Genomic DNA, 16,731 nt, shown 5'->3' on the forward strand with positions numbered 1-16,731 from the left:
TGCGCGGCACGGTAAGGCTGTCCCCCGACATGCATCGGCTTGTCGCGTCCGAACGCTGGCACGGCGGTGCCATGAAGGAGATGCAATGCCGACCAAATCGGGCTTTGAATCCGCGGCATTGTCGGAACGGTTCAGCGGGCGCGATGCCCTGCTGCGCCGCGTCGCCGGCGATGCCCCCGACGCCTGGATCCGCGAGGTCGCCGAACACACCGCGCGCCAAAGCGAGATCTTTGTCGAGCTGATCAACAAATGTCCGTTCGGCATTTATCTGGTCGACGATTCGCTGACGATCGTCGCAATGAACGAGCGCAGCCAGGACGGGGCGTTCCAGAATGTGCGGCCCGTGATTGGTCGTCCGTTCGAGGAGGCGATGCGCATCCTGTGGCCGGAGCCGGTGGCACTGGAGATCGTCGGCCATTTCCGGCGGACGCTGGAAACGGGCGAGCCCTATCTCTCCAATGCGTTCGTCGAGCCGCGCGCCGATGTCGACCAGGTCGAAGGCTATGAGTGGGAGTTGCATCGCGCGCGCTTGCCCGAAGGCCGCCAGGGCGTGATCTGCTATTATTTCGACTCGACCGCGTTGCGTGATGCGCAGCGGGCACTGGCGGAGGCCGCGCGGCGGCAGCGCTTGCTGATCGACGAGCTCAACCACCGCGTGAAGAACATGCTGTCGGTGGTGCAGTCGCTCGCGCGGCAGACGATCGGCCGGAACCCCGATCCTGCAGCCGCGCAGCTAGCTTTCGAAGGGCGGCTGGGCGCACTCGCCCGCGCCCATGACACGCTGACGCGGGTGCATTGGGAGAAGGCCGACCTCGCCGAAGTGGCGGAAGGGTCGCTCGATTCGTGCGGCGTCGCGGATCGGGTGACGCTGGGTGGTCCGACCATCTGGCTCGATTCGCGCATCGCGGTGACGATGGCGATGGCGCTGCACGAGCTTTGCACCAACGCGATCAAATATGGCGCGCTCTCCAACGAGACCGGCCATGTCGATTTTCGCTGGTGGCTGGAGCAGGGCGCGACTCCGCGGCTTCGGCTGGAGTGGCGCGAGCGGGGCGGCCCGGCGGTGACCGCGCCCGGACGGCGCGGCTTCGGCACGCGCATGCTGGAACGGGCGCTGGCGGGCGATCTGAAGGCGGACGTGCGGCTCGATTTCCTGCCGGAGGGGCTGGTCTGCACGATCGTCGCGACCGCGCCTGCCTTGTTCGAGGGGCCAGCCGCCCCCCGCGAGGGTGTCGCCTAGGCGCCGCCCCTAGGCATTGACGAGGTACGATTCGGCAGTGTGCGCCTCGCCGAGAAAGGGCGCGATAACGCCCAGCACGCGGGCGACCGTCGCCTCCTTCTCGCCCACCGGCGCGACATAGTGGATCGCCTCGCACGCCGCGGCCAGCGATCCGCCGCGCGCGAGCATCCAGGCGGCGAGATATTGCGAGGCCAGGCAGCCGCCCGCGGTGGCGACATTGCCATGCGCGACGAAGGGCGCGTCGAGCACCTCGACCCCGGTTTCGATCACCCAGGGCTTGGTGGTGAGATCGGTGCAGGCGGGCAGGGTGCCGATCAGGCCGAGCCTGGCGAGCAGCAGCGTGCCCGAGCATTGCGCGCCGATCAGCTGCCGCGTCGGGTCGAGCTGGAGCTGGGCGAGCAGATCGGCATCCGCGGCGATCTCGCGCGTCTTGCTGCCGCTGCCGATGATCACGGCATCGGCTTCCGCGGCGAAGGACAGCGGGCGCTGGCGGCGAACCGTCACGCCGTTGAGCGAGGTCACTTCTTCGCTTGGGCAGGTGATGTGCGCCGCCCAACCCTGCGCGCGCATCCGATTGAGGATCGCGGCTGCGACGAAGCTGTCCAGCTCGTTGAACCCGTCGAAGGTCAGTACCGCAATCTGCACGTGCGAATCCCCCGCCGCCGTTTTTACAAACAAAAAGGCCGAGCGTTGCCGCCCGGCCTCTTCGATCCGTCAGTAGCCTTGCGGCTTACTGCTGCGGCGAAAGGTTCACCGCCGCGTACTTGCCGCGACGATCGACCTCCAGCTCGAACTCGAGCCGGTCGCCTTCGTTGAGCGTCGGCATGCCGGCGCGCTCGACGGCCGAGATGTGCACGAACGCATCGGGCTGTCCGTCATCGCGCTGGATGAAGCCGAAGCCCTTCATCGCGTTGAAGAACTTGACCGTGCCGGTCGCCTTCTCGCCGGTCAGCTGGCGCTGCGGGCCGCCACGCGGTGCACCGCGATCGCCGCCGAAGCCGCCACCACCCTGTGCATCGTCACGCGGTGCGCGCTCGGTGACTGCCATCGGCTCGCCGTCGATCTTCAGCGTGGTCGCCGAGATGCGGCCACCGCGATCGACGAGCGTGAAGCCGAGCGGCTGGCCTTCCGCCAGCGCAGTCAGGCCTGCCTGTTCGACGGCCGAGATGTGCACGAACACGTCTTCGCCGCCATCATCGCGAACGATGAAGCCGAAGCCCTTCTGCGCGTTGAAGAACTTCACCACGCCGGTGCCTTCGCCGATCACCTGGGGGGGCATGCCGCCACCGCCGCCGCCGCCGCCGCGGAAACCACCGCCGCCGCCGCCGCCGAAGCCGCCACCACCGCCGCCGCCGAAGCCGCCACCGCTGCGGAAGCCGCCGCCACCGCCGCCGCCGAAGCCGCCACGATTGCCGCCACCGAAGCCGCCGCGATCTTCGAACCCGCCGCCGCCGAAGCTGCTGCCGCCGCCGAAGTTATCGTCGCCGAAACCATCGCGCTTGTCTCTGCCGCGCCCACCGCGCTCGCCGCGACGTCCTCTATCGAAACTCATGCCCTGTTCGTCTTCCCGGTTCGCCCTCAAACTACCAATCAAAACCGAGCGCCGGACGAAAAACGCAGGTCTTACGGCACTAACGTAGTGCCACACTGCAGGTCATACCCCAAAAAAATCGGGTGCGCGAACGAAAATCGCGCGCAAGGCCGCTTTGCGGCAGGAAAGTGTCCGCCGTGCCACGCCGCAGGCGCTTCCCGGGCGTGAAGCGTGCTGTTTTCGCGGCCAGTTGGATCCAGTGAGCGGGCTGGAAGCGGCTCTGTATCGCCTCGAATCGCAAATTGCAAAGCCGTGCAGGCACGGCAAAGCATTGAGGTGCGGCGCCAACCCCGCTACGCGGACGCGATGACCGTCCATTTCCACGAAGAAGATCTGCCGGAAGGCGTATTCGCACCCGGTGCCTCGATCGCCGTCGACACCGAGACGATGGGGCTGATCACCCCGCGCGACCGGCTGTGCCTCGTCCAGCTTTCGGACGGCTCGGGCGACGAGCATCTGGTGCGCTTCGGCCCGCAATCCAACTATGCGGCGCCGAACCTGCGCGCGGTGCTTGCCGATCCGGAGCGGCTGAAGCTCTATCACTTCGCCCGCTTCGATCTGGCGGCGATCCGCTTCTATCTCGGCGTCACCGCCGGGCCGGTCTATTGCACCAAGATCGCGTCGCGGCTGGTGCGCACCTATACCGATCGCCACGGGCTCAAGGATCTGGCGCGCGAGCTGGTCGCAGCCGACATCTCCAAGCAGCAGCAGTCGTCCGACTGGGGCGGTCCGGACCTGTCCGACGCGCAGCGCGAATATGCAGCGTCCGACGTGCGCTTCCTCCACGCGATGAAGGTCGAGCTGGACAAGCGACTCGAGCGCGAAGGCCGGATGGAAATGGCGCAGGCCTGTTTCGACTTCCTGCCCTGGCGCGCCGAGCTGGACATCGCGGGCTGGCCCGAGGTGGATATCTTCGCCCATGCGTGAGCGCACGGATCGAGTGGTTGTCTCGGCCGTTTCGGCTCCCCACAAGGGAGCCTATGTCTGAGATCGCCGCCCGTCTGACCACGCAGAACCGCGCCTGGGCCCATCCCGGCAGCGGCCATGATCGCGGCGTGCGCGTCGCGCTGGTGCTGCTGCCGATCCTGATCGGCGCGCTTGCCGCGTTCCTGGTCAGCGCGCCGCTGTTCATGGGGGGCGACGTCAGCTTCGTGCTCGACAAGAACAAGGTGGCGATGTCGCCCGAGCGGCTGAAGATCGTCGCCGCCGATTATCGCGGCGAGGATTCCAAGGGCCGCCAGTTCGAACTGCATGCGGGCTCCGCCGTGCAAAAGAGCTCGGCCGAGCCGATCGTGCAGCTGAACCAGCTCAATGCGCGGCTGAGCCTGACCGACGGCCCCGCCACGCTGGTGGCGAATCACGGGCGCTACAATCTCAATACCGATCAGATGATGATCGACGGGCCGATTCGCTTCCAGACGAGCGACGGCTATATCCTCAACACCAACGACGCGACGATCGACCTGAAGACGCGGCAGCTGGAAAGCGGCGGCGCCGTGACGGGCAACACCCCCACCGGCACCTTCCGCGCCAATCGCCTGCGCGCCGATCTCGACAAGCGGCTGATCACCCTCGAAGGCAATGCGCACTTGCGGATGACGCCGAAGCCGGCAAGGAGGCCCTGATGACCCGCGCTCTCGCCCCGCTCGCCTTCGGGCTGCCGCTGCTGCTCGCCGCCGTGCCCGCCGCTGCGCAGGCCCGTCACGATTCGAACGCGCCGATCGACGTCGCCTCGGACAGCATCCAGCTGGACGACAAGGCCAATCGCGCGATCCTGACCGGCAATGTCGTGATCAAGCAGTCGGACATGACGTTGCGGGCAGCGCGCGTCACGGTCGCATATTCGGGCAACGCGCTGGGCGGCTCGCCGCAGGCGTCGCGGCTCGATGCCACCGGCGGCGTCACCGTCACCCGACCGAACCAGACCGCGCGCTCCAGCTATGCAGTGTACGATGTCGATCGGCGGATCATCACGATGATCGGCAACGTCACGCTGCAGCAGGCGGGATCGAACGTCGCCAATGCGGCGGGGCCGCGGCTGACGATCAATCTCGACACCAGCCGTGCGACCTTCGGCGGCGGAACGGCCGGCCCGGCGACGCAGAGTTCCGGTGGTCGCGTGACCGGCCGCTTCACCGTCCCCAATCGCGACGCGCCGAAGCAGTAAGCCGGGCAATGCCACGGTACGCCGTGCATGGACTTCCCTTCGGGCGCGTTATCATGCAGGAACCTTGCCAAGCGGCCACGCGCTTGGCGGGGATCCTAACCGCATCCATCTTGCAGGAGCCGTCATGAACGACGTCGCCATCGCCGCCCCCGAAAGCTCCGCCCCGGATCCCGTGCCGCTGCCCGATCGCGGCCTTGCGGTCGTCTCGATCGCCAAGTCCTATGACAAGCGCGCGGTGCTGACCGACGTTTCGGTCTCGGTGGGGCGCGGTGAAGTGGTGGGCCTACTCGGCCCCAACGGCGCGGGCAAGACAACCTGCTTCTATTCGGTGATGGGCCTGGTGAAGCCCGACAGCGGCCGCATCATGCTGGACGGTGAGGACATCACGCGCCTGCCGATGTATCGCCGCGCGATCCTCGGCCTCGGCTATCTGCCGCAGGAAACCTCGATCTTCCGCGGCCTCAGCGTCGAGAAGAACATCCTCGCCGTGCTCGAGCTGGCTGAGCCGGATCGCGACGCGCGCCAGGCGCGGCTCGACGAGCTGCTCGATGAATTCGGCCTTACCCGGCTGCGCGGCTCGGCGGCGATGGCGCTGTCGGGCGGCGAGCGGCGCCGCGCCGAAATCGCCCGCGCGCTGGCGGCCAACCCGACGATCATCCTGCTCGACGAGCCGTTCGCGGGCATCGATCCGATCTCGATCAGCGACATTCGCGACCTGGTGAAGCAGCTCAGGCAGCGCGGCATCGGCGTGCTGATCACCGACCACAATGTCCGCGAGACGCTCGAAATCGTCGATCGCGGCTATATCATCTATGACGGCCGCGTGCTGTTCGCCGGCTCGCCCGACGATCTGGTGCGCGACGAGAATGTCCGCCGCCTCTATCTCGGCGAGAGCTTCTCGCTCTGATGCGATGAGTCTCGCGCCACGCCTCGATCTGCGCCAGTCGCAATCGCTGGTGATGACGCCGCAGCTCCAGCAGGCGATCAAGCTGCTGGCGCTGTCCAACCTGGAGATTGAGACCTTCATCGCCGAGGAGGTCGAGCGCAATCCGCTGCTCGATGCGCAGGGCGGGGACGATGGCGGCCCGTCGGAGCCCGCCGACAGCGGCGACGAGTTCGAGCCGCGCGACGGCCCGGCCGACGCGAGCGAGCTGATCCTCGGCGGTGGTGAGGCGAGCGGGGAGGCGGCGCTGGACGTGGATCTCGCGGTTGAGGCGTTCCACCATGACTCGGCGAGCGATTCTATCGGCGGACTGGATGGCGGGCTCGGCATCAATGGCGTGAGCGGCGGCGGGTCCGAGGACGGGCCGGACCTCGACAGCCTCACTACCAGTGACCTCAGCCTCGCCGATCATCTGCTGGCGCAGGCGGGTTCGAGCGTCTCGGGTCCGGACCTGTTCATCGCCCAGCATCTGATCGACCAGATCGACGAGTGCGGCTATCTCACCGTGCCGCTGCGCGAGATCGCCGAACGGCTGGGCGTGCCGCTTGCGCGAGTCGAGGCGGTGCTGGCGGTGATCCAGACCTTCGATCCCACCGGCGTCGGCGCGCGCGACCTTGCCGAATGCCTCGCGCTCCAGGCCAAGGAGGCGGATCGCTATGATCCGTGCATGGCGCGGCTGATCGACAATCTGGAGCTGGTCGCGCGCGGCGATCTCGGCCGGCTGCGGCGGATCTGCAATGTCGACGACGAGGATCTCGCCGACATGATCCGCGAGCTGCGCAATTACGATCCCAAGCCCGGCTGCCGCTATGGCGGCGATCCGGTGCCGGCGGTGACGCCTGACATCTTCGTCGCGCGGCGCGGCACCGGCTGGGCGGTGGAGATCAACGCGGCGACGCTGCCGCGGCTGCTGGTCAACCGGGCCTATTATGCCGAGGTTTCGGGGGGCAAGCAGGACAAGGCGAGCAAGGCCTGGCTGACCGACATGCTCGCCAGCGCCAACTGGCTGGTCAAGGCGCTCGACCAGCGCCAGCGCACCATCATCAAGGTGGCGAGCGAGATCGTGAAGCAGCAGGAAGGCTTCTTCCTGAAGGGCGTGGCGCATCTCCGCCCGCTGACGCTGCGCCAGGTGGCCGATGCGATCGAGATGCACGAATCAACCGTGAGCCGGGTCACCAGCAACAAATATCTCAGCTGCGCCCGCGGTCTCTTCGAACTGAAATACTTCTTCACTAGCGCGATCCAGTCGGCGGATGGCGGCGAGGCGGTGTCGGCCGAGGCGGTGAAGAGCGCAATCAAGGCGCTGATCGCTGCCGAGGACCCGAAGAAAATTCTTTCGGACGATACGCTCGTGGAAATGCTCAATGCGAAGGGCTTCGATATCGCCCGTCGCACGGTCGCGAAATATCGCGAGGCGATGGGCATTGGCAGCTCGGTGCAACGCCGGCGGCAAAAGGCACTCGAAGGAGCGGGTTGAGCATGCGTGTTTGGGGTATGGTGGCGGCGCTTGCCGCGATGCTGGCGTGCGTACCGGCGCTGGCGCAGAGTGCGCCCGAGCTGACGGTGATGAGCCTCAACATCCGCATGCCGAGTTCGGACGACGGCCCCAACCTGTGGGAAAAGCGCCGCGACCTCACCTTCGCGACGATCCGCGCGGCGGACCCGGACCTGATCGGCACGCAGGAGCTGTTCCAGCGCCAGGGCGACGATGTGGTGAAGGCGCTGCCGCAATATGCTTGGTTCGGCACCGACCGCTATGGCGGCCATGCCAACGAGCATATGGGCATCTTCTACCGGCGCGACCGTCTCCGGATCGTCGAGCAGGGCCAGTTCTGGCTGTCCGAGACGCCGGAGAAGCCGGGCAGCATGAGCTGGGGCACCGATCTGCCGCGGATGGTCAACTGGGCGACGTTCGAGACCAAGGACGGCCGCAAGTTCCGCTTCTACGACACCCATTTCCCGCATCGCGACCAGGACGAAGGCGCGCGGGAGCAGGCGGCGAAGCTGCTGGCGGCGCGCATCGCTGCGGGGCCGAAGGACCTGCCGGTGATCCTGACCGGCGACTTCAACACGGTCGACAGCTCGGGCGCGCACCGGGCGCTGACCGCGACGCTGGCGGATGCCTGGCTGGGCGGGGCGCCGCGCACGGGGCCCGGCTTCACCTTCCATGGCTTCACCGGCAAGGGCGAGAACCGCATCGACTGGATCCTGACGCGCGGCTTCACCGTCGAGCGGATCGCCACGATCGATTCGCATCGGGGCGAGGTCTACCCGAGCGACCATTATCCGGTCGTCGCCCGGGTTCGCTTCGCACGCTGAGCGGGCTCAGCCGCCGGGGTGCAGGCCGCCTTCCATCAGCATCATCGTGATGCTGCCCATGTCGGTATACTGCAGCACCCCTGCGAGGGTGCCGACCACGTTGGGATCCTGCGCCAGATCCATCAGCGCGACGCGGCCGAGCGCGGTGAAGCTGTTCTGCAGCGCGCCGGGATCGCGCTTCATCCGCTCCATCGCCTCGGCGCGGCAGTCGCGGGTGACCAGGCGGGTGATCAGCTGGCCCGCCTGCTGGCTGGTCTGGACGCGGCGGCCCTCGTCCACCTTCACCATGTCGCGCACCGCGGCGCTCTGCGCGACGGCGGCGAACACCCAGCGGATCAGCACGTCGCGATCGGCGCGGTTGGTCCGGGCGCGGAGGCACTCGCCGAACGGGTCACGGGCCTGGGCCTGCGCGGCGGCGGGAGCCAGGAACGAAGCGAAGGCTGCGGCGCCGGCGAGGAGGGAGCGAATCGTCATCGGGTCTCGTTAGGCAAGGTCCGCGGCAAGATCGCGGCAGAAGTGGGGGCTGTGGCAGCCCAACAGTCGTCATCCCGGCGAAAGCCGGGATCCATTGAGGTCTGCGTATCGGCTCTTGCTGCAAGCGAGAGGCGAATGGATCCCGGCTTTCGCCGGGATGACGGTTGGGGTGGCGGTAAGCGTCGCCTCCCACCCCCAAAGGTTACAGCGCGATCAGCACTTCGTTGCGGCGCAAGGGGCCGGGGATGAAGGGCGAGTTGTAGAAGGCATATTCCACCGCGCCGCCGCTCAACCCCTTGGCCGCCAGCCAGCTGCGCAGCTCGGCCTCGCGCTTCTCCAGCGCCGCATCGTCGGGCGAGCCCGCGAAGCGCAGCACCGCCACGCGCCGGGCCGGGCGGGTGGCGAGGTCGACATTGTCCGAGGGCTTGGGCAGCGTAGAGAGGGTGAACTTGGACGGCATCACGAACTGCGTCCGCCAACTGGCGTCCTGCTTGGTGCTGAGCACCGGGGCGGTCATCGCAATCTTCTCGCCGCCGCTGCCGCCATTGTCGCCGCGGCGCTTGGCGAAGATATAATCAGCCAATCGCGAGAAGCCCGCGTTCAGCGCCGCCTCGCGGGTGCCGATCGCGCGGGTTTCCGCCACCACCAGCTCGGGATAGTCGCGGATCTCGAAGGCGCCGTCCTTTTCCACCAGCGTGAAGGGGGGGCTGTTCGCTCGCCTTCTCGAACGCGTAATAGGCCGCCGCACCGGCGACCACCGCGCCGCCCAGCAGGCCGCCTACCCAGGCCCAGGTCTTGCCCTTCGCCATCACCAAAACTCCTTCAATCGTCTTCGTCCTCGAACCCGGAAAGATCGAGCGCGCGGGCGCGTATCTGCCGGAGCCTGCACCAATGTACCAGCGCATCCTCGCGGCCATGTGTCACCCACACTTCGCGCGGGGTCAGTTCCTCGATGGTGCGGGTCAGCTCGTCCCAATCGGCATGGTCGGAGAGGATCAGCGGCAGCTCGACATTGCGCTGGCGGGCACGCTGGCGTACCCGCATCCAGCCGCTCGCCATCGCGGTGATCGGATCGGGCAGCCGCCGCGACCAGCGATCGTTGAGCGCGCCCGGCGGGCAGAGGATGATCCGCCCCTCCAGTTCCTTCTTGGGCAGACCCGTGGCGGGGCGCAGCTCGCCCAGCGCCACGCCGTGCTCGACATAGAGGTCGCACAGCGCCTGGAGCGCGCCGTGGAGATAGATCGGATCGTCGAAGCCCATCGCCCGCAGCTCGGCGATCACCCGCTGCGCCTTGCCGAGCGCATAGGCGCCGACCAGCACGCAGCGCTCGGGCTCGGTGCGCAGCGCGGTCAGCAGCTTATCAATCTCGTCGGTGGTCTCGGGATGGCGGAACACCGGCAGGCCGAAGGTCGCCTCGGTGATGAACACGTCGCACTTCACCGGCTGGAAGGGCGTGCAGGTGGGATCGGGGCGGCGCTTGTAGTCGCCCGACACCACGATGCGCTCGCGGGCATGATCCAGCACCACTTGCGCCGAGCCCAGCACGTGGCCGGCGGGGACGAAGCCCACCTCGATCGGGCCGAGCGTGATGCTCTCGCCATAGCCGACCGGCCGCCCGTTCTGCGGCCCGTAGCGCGCCGCCATGATCGCCAGCGTGCCCGGCGTCGCCCATACTTCGCCATGCCCGCCGCGGGCGTGATCGGCATGGCCATGGGTGATGACCGCCCGCGCGACCGGCTTGGACGGGTCGATCCACGCATCCGCTTCCGGAAGGTAGATCCCGCAAGGATCGGGGGTGAGCCAGCTGCCGAGCGCCATGGCGGCCGATATGGGATCGCCGCCCCCGATTGCGAGGCGCGCAACTGCCCATTTTGCTTTCGTTTCGTGGCCCGAATCCCTATATCCTCGGCATGGCAGACACTCCGAAGACGAACGATCCCAACGCGAACGAGTACGGCGCAGATTCCATCAAGGTTCTCAAGGGCCTCGACGCGGTCCGCAAGCGCCCCGGCATGTATATCGGCGACACCGACGACGGTTCGGGCCTCCACCACATGGTGTTCGAGGTTTCCGACAACGCGATCGACGAGGCGCTGGCCGGGCATTGCGACCTGATCCTGATCACGCTCAATCCGGACGGATCGGTTTCGGTCGAGGATAACGGCCGCGGCATCCCGACCGGCATCCACTCGGAAGAGGGCGTGTCCGCCGCCGAAGTGATCATGACCCAGCTCCACGCGGGGGGCAAGTTCGAGAACACCTCGGATACCAATGCCTACAAGGTCTCGGGCGGTCTGCACGGCGTGGGCGTGTCCGTGGTGAACGCGCTCAGCGAGTGGCTCGATCTCAACATCTGGCGCGACGGCGAGGAGCATTACATGCGCTTCCGCCACGGCGATGCCGAAGCGCCGCTCAAGGTGATCGGCCCGGCGAACGGCAAGAAGGGAACGCGCGTCACCTTCCTCGCCAGCCCGACGACGTTCAAGATCACCGAGTACGACTTCGAGAAGCTTGAGCACCGTTACCGCGAGCTCGCCTTCCTCAATTCGGGCGTGCGCCTGAAGCTGCGCGACGCGCGGCACGAGGAAGTGAAGGAAATCGACCTGTTCTACGAAGGCGGCATCGCTGCGTTCGTCCAGTATCTCGATCGCAACAAGGTTGCGCTGATGCCCGAACCGGTGGCGATCAGCGGCACCCGCGACGACGTGACGATCGACGTCGCGCTGGAGTGGAACGACAGCTATTACGAGAATGTCCTCGCCTTCACCAACAACATCCCGCAGCGCGACGGAGGTACCCACCTCGCGGCCTTCCGCGCGGCGCTGACCCGCACGCTCAACAACTATGCCGACAAGTCGGGGATGCTGAAGAAGGAGAAGGTCTCCCTCACCGGCGACGACATGCGCGAGGGGCTTACCGCGATCGTCTCGGTCAAGCTGCCGGACCCCAAGTTCAGCAGCCAGACCAAGGACAAGCTGGTCTCCTCCGAAGTCCGCCAGCCGCTCGAAAGCCTGATGGCCGACAAGCTGGCCGAGTGGCTGGAGGAAAATCCCGCCGTCGCGAAGCAGATCATCCAGAAGGTGATCGACGCCGCCGCCGCGCGCGAGGCCGCCAAGCGCGCCCGCGAGCTCACCCGGCGCAAGGGCGTGATGGACATCGCGAGCCTGCCCGGCAAGCTCGCCGACTGCCAGGAGCGCGATCCCGCCAAGTCCGAACTCTTCTTCGTCGAGGGTGACTCGGCCGGCGGATCGGCCAAGCAGGGCCGCGACCGCCACTTCCAGGCGATCCTGCCACTGCGCGGCAAGATCCTCAACGTCGAGCGCGCGCGCTTCGACCGGATGCTCGCCAGCCGCGAAATCGGCACGATCATCACCGCGCTCGGCACCGGCATCCGCGACGATTTCAACATCGAGAAGCTGCGCTACCACAAGATCGTCATCATGACCGACGCAGACGTGGACGGCGCGCACATCCGCACGCTGCTGCTGACCTTCTTCTACCGCCAGATGCCCGAGATCATCACCAACGGGCACCTCTATATCGCGCAGCCGCCGCTGTATAAGGCGACCAAGGGCCGGTCCGAGGTGTATCTGAAGGACGATGCCGCGCTCGACCAGTATCTGGTCGATGCCGGCGTGGGCGGCACGGTGCTCGACACCAATGGCAGCCAGCGCTCGGGCGAGGATCTGCGTACGCTGGTCGAGCATGCCCGCCGCATGCGTACCCTCATGCGCTACGTGCCGCGTCGCTACGACCCGATGATCATCGAATCGCTGGCGCTGGGCGGCGCGCTCGACCCGTCGGTGAGCCGCGAGCGGCATGCGGAGGAGCTGAAGACGGTCGTCCACCGCCTCGACGCCGCCGATACCGAAGCCCGGTGGAGCGCGCGCATCACCGAGGATGGCGGCTATCATTTCGAGCGGCTGTGGCGCGGCGTGACCGACCACCACATCGTCGAGGCGAACTTCCTCGTCTCGGCCGAGGCGCGCAAGCTGCACACGCTGGCGAGCGAGCAGGCGGCGGCGTATCTCACGCCCTCGAAGCTCGTCTCCAACAAGGGCCTTGCGACCGACGTGGACGCGCCGGTGCCCGAGGACGAGGCGCCGGTCGCGGTCGGCAAGGGCGAGAGCCTGGTGTCGCGCCCGTCGCAGCTGCTCGACGCCATCCTCGCCTTCGGGCGCAAGGGCCTGGCGATCCAGCGCTACAAGGGTCTCGGCGAGATGAACGCGGAGCAGCTGTGGGAGACCACGCTCGATCCGCAGAACCGTTCGATGCTGCAGGTGGCGGTGGACCAAGCCGACGTGGCCGACGCGATCTTCACCCAGCTGATGGGCGACGTGGTCGAACCGCGCCGCGACTTCATCCAGGAGAATGCGCTCAGCGTGGCGAATCTCGACGTCTGATCGGGAGCGTGGCGGGCGGCCGGCCAGGGGGTACCGTACCAGCGAGGGGGGCGGTTGAAGTCGGTTTCGGCTTTTACCCGCCCCTTCGCAGTGTTCGCGGAAGCGGCTCGATCCCCTCTGTTGTTAGCGATCCGGGCCGGAGAGTCACAAAGCGGGATGCGCTCACGCCCCTGTAGCGGACGTCGCTCTTTCCAGTATGATCGGCGGATGCGAACCCATCCAACCGACATCATTACTGCCATGCTAGAGATGTTGGGCGTTTTTGAAGGTTTATGCCAAGATCGAGACACCCTTCGTCGATTGATTGAGACCGCCTCAAATCGTGGGAAATGGGAAACGGCCCATGCGCTGTTTCAAGATGTTCGGCAGAAGATGCTCCAGGCCGAAAAGCGCCACGACAAAGCGTTGAAGGCTCAATATTCCTTTGAGGAAATTTGCGCGAAGACGCTTTACAATCTCAGCAATTCGCCTGCGCCATTTGATTCAGACTCGCCGTTTTGGGTTCTGCCGCTCGGGATCGCGCTTGGCCGAGAAATGGGAATCGAACACCTCTCCGAGGTCTCGTCCCTGTTGAAAATCTAGTCTTTCTCGACGCCGTCTTCCCACTCACTTTCAGCCCACTGGGTCCATGCATACCGGCCGTGCTTTCCCTCTCCCGCCTGCGGGAGAGGGAGGGAGCCGCCGTCAGGCGGCGGAAGGGTGAGGGTGTGTGGGGCGGATGCGGCCCTATCCTTCGCTCGACTCACCCTCACCCCGGCCCTCTCCCGCAAGCGGGAGAGGGAGATGGACACGGACGCCGCTTTAATCGGCAAGCCGCTCGGCGAGCGCCGCGATGCCTTCGCCTTCGAAGCGATTGGCCGCCGCGCCATCCATGTGCACCGGATGGTCCAGGATCAGCACGGCATGCGCGCGGTGGTCGGGGTCCAGCTCGCGCCATGCGCGCACTGCGTCGCCCAGATTGGTGACCTCGGCGATGTCGCCGCCGCCGCGCACGACATTCTCCAGCGCCGCGCTCATCGCCCAGTCGATCGGCGGGTTCTTGGCGCCGTCGCCCCAGCGTGCCTCGGTCATGCGCGGACCTCGCGGTCGAGGTCGCTTTCGCTGATCACGATGATCGGCCGGTCGGGGCCGTTGGCGAGCGCGGCGAGGGCGGCTTGCAGGATCGCGCCCCGATAGCGGCGGAAGGTCTCTTCGGCATCGCCGTCGGGCTGGCTGCCGCTCAGTGCCTCGAGGACGCTGTACTGCACCGCGAACTGATACGCGTCGCCGTCGACCTCGCCGCCGAACTCGAGCTGGCGATCGTCGAGATTGTCGAACAGGGTGGTGTCGTCGATTTCCAGCTGCTGCGCGGCCATGCCATATACTCCGTTGCTAGGGATCGAAACTGCACGAGCATGGGCGGAGTTCCGAGCGGCCGGTCGTTCTCCCCGGCTACGGCGTGGTTGCGGCGCCCCTCGCAAAAAGCTGATCCAAACCGCCTGCGTGCGCGTATAGACAAACGAAACGTCATTCCAGGAGTTGCCATGCCTACCGTACTCATCACCGGCGCCACTGCCGGGATCGGCGAAGCTTCGGTCCGCGCCTTTGCCGATGCTGGCTGGCACGTGGTGGCGACCGGCCGCCGCGCCGATCGACTGGAGAAGCTCGTCGGCGAGCGCGTCCACACCCTCGCCTTCGACATCCGCGACGAAGCCGCGCGCGACGCCGCGCTGGACAGCCTGCCCGCGCCTTTTTCCGAGATCGACCTGCTGATCAACAATGCCGGCCTCGCGCTGGGGCTGGAGCCGGCACAAAAGGCCTCGCTCGATAACTGGCGCACGATGATCGACACCAATGTGACGGCGCTGGTCTCGATCACGCACAAGCTGCTGCCGGGCCTGGTTGCGCGCAAGGGCGGCATCATCAACCTGTCGTCGGTCGCGGCGACCTATCCCTATCCGGGCGGCAATGTGTACGGCGCGACCAAGGCGTTCGTCCGCCAGTTCACGCTCAACCTGCGCGCCGACCTGATCGGCACCGGCGTGCGCGTCACTTCGATCGAGCCGGGCATGGTCGAGACCGAGTTCACCCTGGTCCGCACCGGTAGCCAGGATGCATCGGACAAGGTCTATGCGGGCGTCAATCCGATGACCGCCGAGGATATTGCCGAGACGATGCTGTGGGTGGCGACGCTGCCCCCGCACTTCGCGGTCAACACGCTGGAGCTGATGCCGGTGAACCAGGCCAACGGCCCCTTCGCGGTCCATCGCGAGGGCTGAGCGGAGCGCGCGGGGCCTTCGCAGCGTTGCACCGGTCATGAGCCTTACCCCCAGACTCCGCCAAGACCCTCCGCCCGCCGGCCTGCGCCGGATGCGGATGGTCGCGACCGGGCTGCTGCTGGCGATGGCGGCGCTGTTCCTCGCCGCCCGCCATTTCCAGGGGCTGCACCCCGCGCTGCCGTTCGTGCGCGCCTTTGCCGAGGCGGCGATGGTGGGCGGGCTGGCCGACTGGTTCGCGGTGACCGCGCTGTTCCGCCACCCGCTCCACCTGCCGATCCCGCACACTGCGATCATCCCGCGCAACAAGGATCGCATTGCCGACACGCTCGGCCAGTTCCTCCGCGCCAATTTCCTGATCCCGCGCGTGGTGGCGCGGCGGATGCAGCGGCTCGACGTGGCGGGCGCGGCGGGGCGCTGGCTCGCGTCGCCGTCGCATGGCACCGGCCGGATCGGCGCGGGTGCCTCGCGGCTGGCGGCGAACATCCTCGAATCGCTCGATCAGGAGCGGCTGGGCGGGATGGTGAAGGGTGCCGTCGCTTCCCGGCTGCGCGCGATCGATGTCGCGCCGTTGTTCGGCCAGGCACTGGCGGCGGCGATCGCCAATGGACGCCATTTGCCGCTGCTCGATTCGTTGATCCGAGGCGCCGCGCGCATCTTGGAGGCGAACGAGCATCTGATCCGCGAGATGGTCCATGCCCGCGCCGGATCGGTGATGCGCTGGACGGGACTCGACGAGACGCTGGCGACCAAGATCATCGAGGGGCTGAAGAAGCTGATCGACGAGATGGCGGAGAATCCCGAGCACCCCGTCCGCGCCAAGGTGGAGGAGGGGCTGGAGAGCCTTGCCGACCGTCTCCAGAACGATCCCGAGCTGCAGGCGAAAGTGGAGAGCTTCAAGCTCGAGATGCTCGAGAACGAAGGCTTCCAGCGCTGGGTGGAGGGGCTGTGGGAGCAGAGCCGCGCGGCGATGCTGCGGCTGGCGCGCGATCCCGAGCGGGCGCTTGGCGGTCGGATGGGCGAGGCGCTGCGCCAGTTCGGCGGCACGCTGCAGACCGACGCCAGGCTCGCGCGGACGATCAACCGCTTCGTGCGGCGCGCCGCGGTGGGGGCGGCGTCGGACTATGGCGACGGCATCGTCCGGCTGGTCTCCGACACGATCCGCGGCTGGGATGCGCAGACGGTCACCTCGCGGCTGGAGAATGCGGTGGGGCGGGATCTGCAATATATCCGGATCAACGGCACCGTGGTCGGCGGGCTGGTTGGCGTGGCGATCCACGCGGTGGATGTGGTGCTGTGACCTATTCTTAAGCCCCTCCTCCTTGGAGGAGGGGTTGGG

18 protein-coding genes are annotated in these 16,731 nt (G+C 67.2%); 11 read left to right on the forward strand and 7 right to left on the reverse strand.

Translation table 11 applies throughout. The features are described from left to right. Positions 1–85: 85 nt before the first annotated feature. Entirely contained in the window at positions 86–1,240 is a 1,155-nt protein-coding gene (locus ACTJKY_RS03940; protein WP_440844320.1) for a sensor histidine kinase, read from the forward strand. Between the two features lie 9 nt (positions 1,241–1,249). Here ACTJKY_RS03940 and ACTJKY_RS03945 read toward each other — a convergent pair whose 3' ends face one another. Next, positions 1,250–1,885 (reverse strand): DJ-1/PfpI family protein, encoded by a 636-nt coding sequence (locus ACTJKY_RS03945; RefSeq protein WP_440844322.1) that lies wholly within the window; start codon positions 1,883–1,885, stop codon positions 1,250–1,252. A gap of 85 nt (positions 1,886–1,970) precedes the next feature. Then, positions 1,971–2,792 (reverse strand): cold-shock protein, encoded by an 822-nt coding sequence (locus ACTJKY_RS03950; RefSeq protein ID WP_440844324.1) that lies wholly within the window; start codon positions 2,790–2,792, stop codon positions 1,971–1,973. A gap of 345 nt (positions 2,793–3,137) precedes the next feature. Between ACTJKY_RS03950 and ACTJKY_RS03955 the strand changes: the two genes are divergently transcribed. From ACTJKY_RS03955 to ACTJKY_RS03980, 6 genes are all read left to right on the forward strand, one after another. Continuing rightward, a complete protein-coding gene (locus ACTJKY_RS03955) occupies positions 3,138–3,758 on the forward strand; it encodes a ribonuclease D (RefSeq protein WP_440845217.1) in 621 nt (206 codons plus the stop codon). A 53-nt stretch (positions 3,759–3,811) separates the two neighbouring features. Further along, entirely contained in the window at positions 3,812–4,456 is a 645-nt protein-coding gene (lptC, locus tag ACTJKY_RS03960; RefSeq protein WP_440844326.1) for an LPS export ABC transporter periplasmic protein LptC, read from the forward strand. Continuing rightward, complete coding sequence (locus ACTJKY_RS03965; RefSeq protein ID WP_440844328.1) at positions 4,456–4,998, forward strand: LptA/OstA family protein; 543 nt, start codon at positions 4,456–4,458, stop codon at positions 4,996–4,998. The genes lptC and ACTJKY_RS03965 overlap by 1 nt, the downstream gene beginning before the upstream one ends. A 124-nt stretch (positions 4,999–5,122) precedes the next feature. Then, the gene (lptB, locus tag ACTJKY_RS03970) at positions 5,123–5,905 is read left to right on the forward strand and encodes an LPS export ABC transporter ATP-binding protein (protein ID WP_440844329.1); all 783 of its coding nucleotides are present in this window, start codon (positions 5,123–5,125) and stop codon (positions 5,903–5,905) included. A gap of 4 nt (positions 5,906–5,909) precedes the next feature. Further along, complete coding sequence (rpoN, locus tag ACTJKY_RS03975; RefSeq protein ID WP_440844331.1) at positions 5,910–7,418, forward strand: RNA polymerase factor sigma-54; 1,509 nt, start codon at positions 5,910–5,912, stop codon at positions 7,416–7,418. Between the two features lie 2 nt (positions 7,419–7,420). Beyond that, positions 7,421–8,260, forward strand: coding sequence for an endonuclease/exonuclease/phosphatase family protein (locus ACTJKY_RS03980; RefSeq protein WP_440844332.1), 840 nt, complete (start codon positions 7,421–7,423; stop codon positions 8,258–8,260). A 6-nt stretch (positions 8,261–8,266) separates the two neighbouring features. Here the strand turns inward: ACTJKY_RS03980 and ACTJKY_RS03985 are convergent, their stop codons facing one another. The 3 genes from ACTJKY_RS03985 to ACTJKY_RS03995 form a co-directional block, all read right to left on the reverse strand. Continuing rightward, positions 8,267–8,734 (reverse strand): hypothetical protein, encoded by a 468-nt coding sequence (locus ACTJKY_RS03985; protein WP_440844334.1) that lies wholly within the window; start codon positions 8,732–8,734, stop codon positions 8,267–8,269. Between the two features lie 202 nt (positions 8,735–8,936). Continuing rightward, positions 8,937–9,425 (reverse strand): SOUL family heme-binding protein, encoded by a 489-nt coding sequence (locus ACTJKY_RS03990; protein ID WP_440844335.1) that lies wholly within the window; start codon positions 9,423–9,425, stop codon positions 8,937–8,939. Positions 9,426–9,556: 131 nt separating this feature from the next. Continuing rightward, positions 9,557–10,552 (reverse strand): ligase-associated DNA damage response exonuclease, encoded by a 996-nt coding sequence (locus ACTJKY_RS03995; protein ID WP_440844337.1) that lies wholly within the window; start codon positions 10,550–10,552, stop codon positions 9,557–9,559. Positions 10,553–10,644: 92 nt separating this feature from the next. Here ACTJKY_RS03995 and gyrB point away from each other — a divergent pair, with 92 nt between their 5' ends. Continuing rightward, positions 10,645–13,137, forward strand: a complete 2,493-nt coding sequence (gyrB, locus tag ACTJKY_RS04000; protein ID WP_440844339.1) for a DNA topoisomerase (ATP-hydrolyzing) subunit B — start codon at positions 10,645–10,647, stop codon at positions 13,135–13,137. 54 nt (positions 13,138–13,191) lie between these two features. Further along, complete coding sequence (locus ACTJKY_RS04005; protein ID WP_440844340.1) at positions 13,192–13,719, forward strand: hypothetical protein; 528 nt, start codon at positions 13,192–13,194, stop codon at positions 13,717–13,719. A 219-nt stretch (positions 13,720–13,938) separates the two neighbouring features. On the opposite strand, the gene ACTJKY_RS04010 is transcribed toward ACTJKY_RS04005, so the two are convergent. Both ACTJKY_RS04010 and ACTJKY_RS04015 read right to left on the reverse strand, forming a co-directional pair. Then, on the reverse strand, positions 13,939–14,208 hold the full coding sequence (locus tag ACTJKY_RS04010; protein ID WP_440844342.1) for a hypothetical protein: 270 nt from the start codon (positions 14,206–14,208) through the stop codon (positions 13,939–13,941). Further along, positions 14,205–14,492, reverse strand: coding sequence for a DUF1488 family protein (locus ACTJKY_RS04015; RefSeq protein WP_440844344.1), 288 nt, complete (start codon positions 14,490–14,492; stop codon positions 14,205–14,207). Before ACTJKY_RS04015 ends, ACTJKY_RS04010 begins: the two co-directional genes overlap by 4 nt. A gap of 168 nt (positions 14,493–14,660) precedes the next feature. On the opposite strand from ACTJKY_RS04015, the gene ACTJKY_RS04020 reads away from it, so the two are divergent. Both ACTJKY_RS04020 and ACTJKY_RS04025 read left to right on the forward strand, forming a co-directional pair. Beyond that, complete coding sequence (locus ACTJKY_RS04020) at positions 14,661–15,395, forward strand: SDR family NAD(P)-dependent oxidoreductase (protein WP_440844345.1); 735 nt, start codon at positions 14,661–14,663, stop codon at positions 15,393–15,395. 37 nt (positions 15,396–15,432) lie between these two features. After that, entirely contained in the window at positions 15,433–16,692 is a 1,260-nt protein-coding gene (locus ACTJKY_RS04025) for a DUF445 domain-containing protein (RefSeq protein ID WP_440844347.1), read from the forward strand. Positions 16,693–16,731 lie beyond the last annotated feature (39 nt).

The sequence above is a fragment of the Sphingomonas sp. 22176 genome (assembly GCF_052045505.1).
Taxonomy (GTDB): domain Bacteria; phylum Pseudomonadota; class Alphaproteobacteria; order Sphingomonadales; family Sphingomonadaceae; genus Sphingomonas.